This window comes from Archangium sp. (assembly GCF_036389735.1).
Classification (GTDB): domain Bacteria; phylum Myxococcota; class Myxococcia; order Myxococcales; family Myxococcaceae; genus Archangium.
Genome location: NZ_DASVWK010000484.1, coordinates 1 through 4,794, shown reverse-complemented (window position 1 = coordinate 4,794; position 4,794 = coordinate 1). Strand labels below are relative to the sequence as shown.

4 protein-coding genes are annotated in these 4,794 nt (G+C 67.8%); 1 reads left to right on the top strand and 3 read right to left on the bottom strand.

What is annotated here, in order from left to right; translation table 11 throughout:
- The coding region (locus tag VF794_RS17230; RefSeq protein WP_331111750.1) for a histidine kinase dimerization/phospho-acceptor domain-containing protein at nt 1-1,602 on the bottom strand (1,602 nt) is incomplete at its 3' end.
- A gap of 10 nt (nt 1,603-1,612) precedes the next feature.
- On the bottom strand, nt 1,613-2,608 hold the full coding sequence (locus VF794_RS17225) for a sugar ABC transporter substrate-binding protein (RefSeq protein ID WP_331111747.1): 996 nt from the start codon (nt 2,606-2,608) through the stop codon (nt 1,613-1,615).
- Nucleotides 2,609-2,789: 181 nt separating this feature from the next.
- Here VF794_RS17225 and VF794_RS17220 point away from each other — a divergent pair, with 181 nt between their 5' ends.
- A complete protein-coding gene (locus VF794_RS17220) occupies nt 2,790-3,989 on the top strand; it encodes a sensor histidine kinase (RefSeq protein ID WP_331111745.1) in 1,200 nt (399 codons plus the stop codon).
- Nucleotides 3,990-4,036: 47 nt separating this feature from the next.
- On the opposite strand, the gene VF794_RS17215 is transcribed toward VF794_RS17220, so the two are convergent.
- The coding region (locus VF794_RS17215; protein ID WP_331111743.1) for a hypothetical protein at nt 4,037-4,794 on the bottom strand (758 nt) is incomplete at its 5' end.

The following is a 4,794-nucleotide window of genomic DNA, read 5'->3' as shown; positions in this document are numbered from 1 at the left end:
GATGACCTCTCCGGCGGCGGTGAACTTGATGGCATTGCCAATCAGGTTCTGGAGGATCTGCCGCAGCCGCAGCGGATCCCCCCTCAGCTCGCCCGGGATGTCGCGCCCCATGTCGAACAGCAGCTCGAGCCCTTTGTCCTGGGCCGTGCTGGCGAACACGTCCGCGAGCCCCGACATGAGCTCGTTCAGGCACACCCGCACCTGCTCGAACTCGAGCTTGCCGGCCTCGATCTTCGAGAAGTCGAGGATGTCATTGATGACGCCCAGCAGGGACTGGGCCGAGCGGCTCGCCTTGATGATGAAGTCGCGCCGCTCCTCCAGGGACCTGGCCTCGAGCGCCAGCTGCGTCATGCCGATGATGGCGTTCATCGGCGTGCGGATCTCATGGCTCATGTTGGCGAGGAACTCGCCCTTGGAGCGGTTGGCCTTCTCGGCCGACTCCTTGGCCTGGCGCAGCTCCTCCTCCGAGCGTCGCCGGGCATGCAGGTTGTCCAGGAAGGCGTTGAACCAGCCCACCATCTTCCCGATCTCATCCTGGGTCCGCGAGGGCGGCAGCGGCCGCACCTGCTGGAGCTGATCCCTCTGGATGTTGCGGAAGCCCTCGGAGATCGCCCGGATGGGGGCCACCACGCGCCGCGAATAGCGCACGGCCACCCCACCGATGACGGCGAAGCAGGCCAGCAGCACGGCCAGGCCGACGCCTCCGATTCTCGCCATGGGCGCCATCAAGCCGACCCGCGGCAGGATGCTGACCACGTGCCAGTTCATCTGGCCCAGGTGGAGGTAGTTGAGCAGCACATCCTGGTCGCCCAGCCGCACGGCCATCATGCCCTGCGGCCCCTTCAGCAACGCCTTGAACTCGGGCAACAGGGGCTGGCCGATCAGCGACTTGTCGGGATGGAAGATCAGGCGTCCCTGGCCGTCGACGACCATCAGGTAGCCCCCGGCGCCCACATCCAGGTTCCGGAAGTGCTCATACAGGTGCTCGATCGAGTAGTTGATGACGACGATGCCCACCGGCTCGAGCTCCATGCGGTCCGGATGGACGCGCCGGATCAGCCGGGTGGTGACGAGCACCTTGCGATAGGTGGAGCTCACATTGACGTTGTCCTCCACGCCATGCCAGACGAGCGACTCACGGGAGTCCAGGGTGGCCGCGTAGAACCGGCTGCTCAAGTCCGGTCTGACGGTGGAGCCGTCCAGGGTATCGCCCACATGGAAGTGCCGTCCGCGAGGCGTGAACAGGTCGATGGACGCCAGCCCCTTCAGGCTGTTGTAGCTGCTCAAGATGTAGCCGAGCCGGGCCTGGGTGGCCAAGGCGGAGTAGCTGTCGCCCGCCTCCGCGGCGGCGAGCACGTTGGCGATGTCCTCCACCCCGGCGATGGTGGTGGCCAGACTCGCCACCTGATCGGACTGGAGGATCAGGTAGTCGCGCTGGTTGGCCAGCAGCCGGGCGTTGTAGTCGCTGGCCAGACTGACGATGGTGCTTTGCGCCAGGTCATAGGCGGTGACGCCGAAGACGAGCAGCGGCGCCACGCTGACGGCCAACAGGTAGCCGATCAGCTTGAACGTGATGGAGGACCGGAGGGCCACGCTGTCCATGGGGGCCGGGCTACTTCAGGTCCCGCGCGGTCACCAGGCGCGTCTCGACGAGCACGACCTCCAACGGGGTCTCGCCCTTGAGCGCACGGAGGGCCGAGACGACACCCTGGTAGCCCTGCTCGGAGGCCTGCTGGTCGACGGTCACCGCCAACTGGCCCGCCCTGACGGCCTCCTTGGCCTCTTCGAGGGCATCATAGGCCGCCACCTTCACCCCCTCCCTTCCCGACTCCTGGAGGTACTTGAGGGCGCCCAGGGCCATCATGTCATTGGCGCAGAACAGCAGGCGGATGTTCGGATGCACGGAGAAGAGCCTGCGGGTCACCGCATAGCCCTCGTCGATCTTCCAGTTCGCCGTCTCCCTGGCGACGATGCGGACGTGGGGGTTCTCCTGGAAGGCCCGCTCCGCCCCGCTCCTGCGCTGGCGCGAGTTGTCGGCGTTGCGAATGCCCTCGAGAATGGCCGCCTCGGTGGGCTTGTTGATGTGCCGGGAGATGAACCGGGCCGACGCGTACGCGGCCTTCTCGTTGTCGGCGCTGATGAACGGCACGTGCTTCAGGCCGTGCTTCTTCATGGCCTCGGCGTCCAACCGGTTGTCGATGTTGACCACCTGGATCCCCGCCTCCTGCGCGGTCTTCAGCACCGGCACCAGCCGCAGGGAGTCTCCGGGGGCGATGACGATCGCATCGACCTTCATCCGGATCAGCTCCTCGACGATCTGGATCTGCTGCTCGATCGAGGTCTCCTGCGAGGCCGTCTTGACCAGCAGCTCGACGCCCAACTCCTTCTGGGCCCGCCGGGCGCCCTTCTCCATCTCGACGAAGAAGGGATTGGTGAGGGTCTTCATCACCAGGGCGATCTTCTTGGCCGCGGGGGCCTCCCGCGGCCTGTCACCGCTCGCCGCGGGATTGGAGGCGGCAACTCCCGACACCGTCGGTTTGTGGGAGTCGCCGCAGGCAATCAGCCCCCAGGACAAGGCCAGGGCCAGCACGAGTCGCGGGAAATACACGGGGGCCTCTTTCCAGCAGGCGCGGGGGGGGGGAAGGGCGTGCCTGACGGGAACACCTCTTATACTTGAACCCACAAGCGTCGTGAATTCCAGCGCGGGTGTAAGTCAACGGGAATCGACTCCCTGCTTCCCGGGAAATCAGGATGACGGAGGGGGGGGTTCAGTAGTTTAAGGAGCCGGAATGACAGAAAAGGCCTCTCCCGCCGCTCCTTCCGCAGAGGGCCCTGCGCCAGCCTCCCGACGGGTGCTGATCGCCGATGACGACGCGGTGAGTCGTAAAATCGTCGCGACCCTGCTCGCACCCCTCGGCTACCGCCTGCGTTTCGCCTCCACGGGGGAGGAAACCCTGGCGGTGGCGAGCGAGGAGCCGCCGGACCTGATTCTTCTCGACGTGGTCATGCCGGGACTGGACGGCTTCGAGGTCTGCCGCCGGCTGCGCGAGCGGATGCGAGGGGACTACATCCCCATCGTCCTCATCACGGCCCTGGATGGGCGGCACGAGGTGCTCCAGGGCTTGGAGGCGGGCGCCGACGACTTCCTGCACAAGCCGGTGCATGGCGCGGAGCTGAGGGCTCGCGTCTCCAACCTCCTCAAGGTGCGTGCCTACCACCAGATGCTGGCCACCCAGCGCGACAGCGCGCTCGCCACGGTGGACATGCTGCGCCAGCAGGTGGTGCACGCGGATCGGCTGGCCACGCTGGGCACCTTCGCCGCCAGCGTCAGCCACGAGTTGAACAACATCGCCCAGGTGATGCGCAGCGCCCTGGAGCCCGCTGCCCCCGACGACGCGGGCGAGGAGGACTTGAGCGAGCGGGACATCCTCACCCATGTGAGCGGCCACGTCACCGAGCTGTCGCGCACCCTGTTGAACCTGGCCCGCCCCGCGGAAGGCCCTCAGCCCGAGGCCGAGCTCGGCCGGACGCTGGAGGAGGTGCGCCACATGCTGCGGCTCACCGGGCGCATCCACCACGTGCGGGTGTCGCTGGTCCTCCCCGAGACGGCCTGTGTCATCCGCGCCAACCCGGTGCATGCACAGCAGGTGTTCCTCAACCTGCTCGGCAATGCCGCCGACGCGGTCACGGACACGCGCGAGCCCCTCATCGAGGCCGGCGTGCGGGCCCTGCCCGGGGGACGGATCGAGGCGTGGGTGCGGGACAACGGCCCGGGCATGTCCGAGGCGGTGCTCGCCCGCATCTTCGAGCCCTTCTTCACCACCAAGCCCCCTGGGTACGGAACCGGCCTGGGGTTGCCCGTCGTCAAGCAGCTCGTCGAGTCCTGGGGCGGTCACCTCCACGTCCACAGCCACCCCGGGAGCGGGACGCGCATGGTGCTCGACCTTCCGGCCGCCCAGGCGCCTTCCCCTCTGAACTCCTCCCCCTGACCCTACCGCCGGGAGGCACTCTCCGTGCTCCCGGCGGGCGGAGCGGTTCAGGGCTGGAACTTGCCCGAGTACGACGAGGTGTAGTCGTACTCCGGGCCGGTCAGGTACGGCGCATTCGGGTTGTAACCCGGCTGGTAGATGGCCTGCAGCTGGAGGAAGTACGTCTTGCCGGCGACCAGCAGGTTCGGCGGCAGGCGGAGCTGCGTCTGCGTCGTGCCGAGGTTCGCCACGGTCACGCGGGAGGTGCCACCCGTGGCCGTCGCGATGAGCTCATACACGCGCACCTGGTAGCGGGTCGGGGTCCCCAGGGCCGGAGCCGTCCAGGTCACGACCGGGGTCAGCCCCACGCCCGTGACCGTGCCCATGGCGTCCTGGCCGTTGATCTTCGGGCTCTGGACCGGGCCCATGCGGGGGGAGATCGGCTGCCACGTGCCGTCCACCAGCCGGGTCTGGGAATAGGTGGTGGCCGAGAACCGGGCCGTCCGGGCGGCCGTGCCATCGGGCAGCGTGGCCGCGAACGGCACGTACACGACCGACTGGGCGGTGATCATGCGATCCCACTGGCGCGGATACGGATTGCCGTACTCGAGCGCGAGCGAGAGGTCCCCCTGGCCGGGCTGGGGGTTGGAGACGACGGCGAGATCCGGGAAGCCAGCGTACTGGCCGTACTCCGTGTAGCGCGGCAGGGTGCTGACGTACAGGATGTCCTCGAACAGGGTCGCGCCGGGGTTGCCGGCGAGCACCAGGGACTCGAACTGGGACGCCCAGAAGAAGATGGGCTGCTGGGTGGTGGGCAGCGGCGCCA

What these genes read in the sequence shown, in the direction of transcription:
- VF794_RS17220 (WP_331111745.1), top strand. Translation starts at nt 2,790, where the DNA reads ATGACAGAAAAGGCCTCTCCCGCCGCTCCTTCCGCAGAGGGCCCTGCG.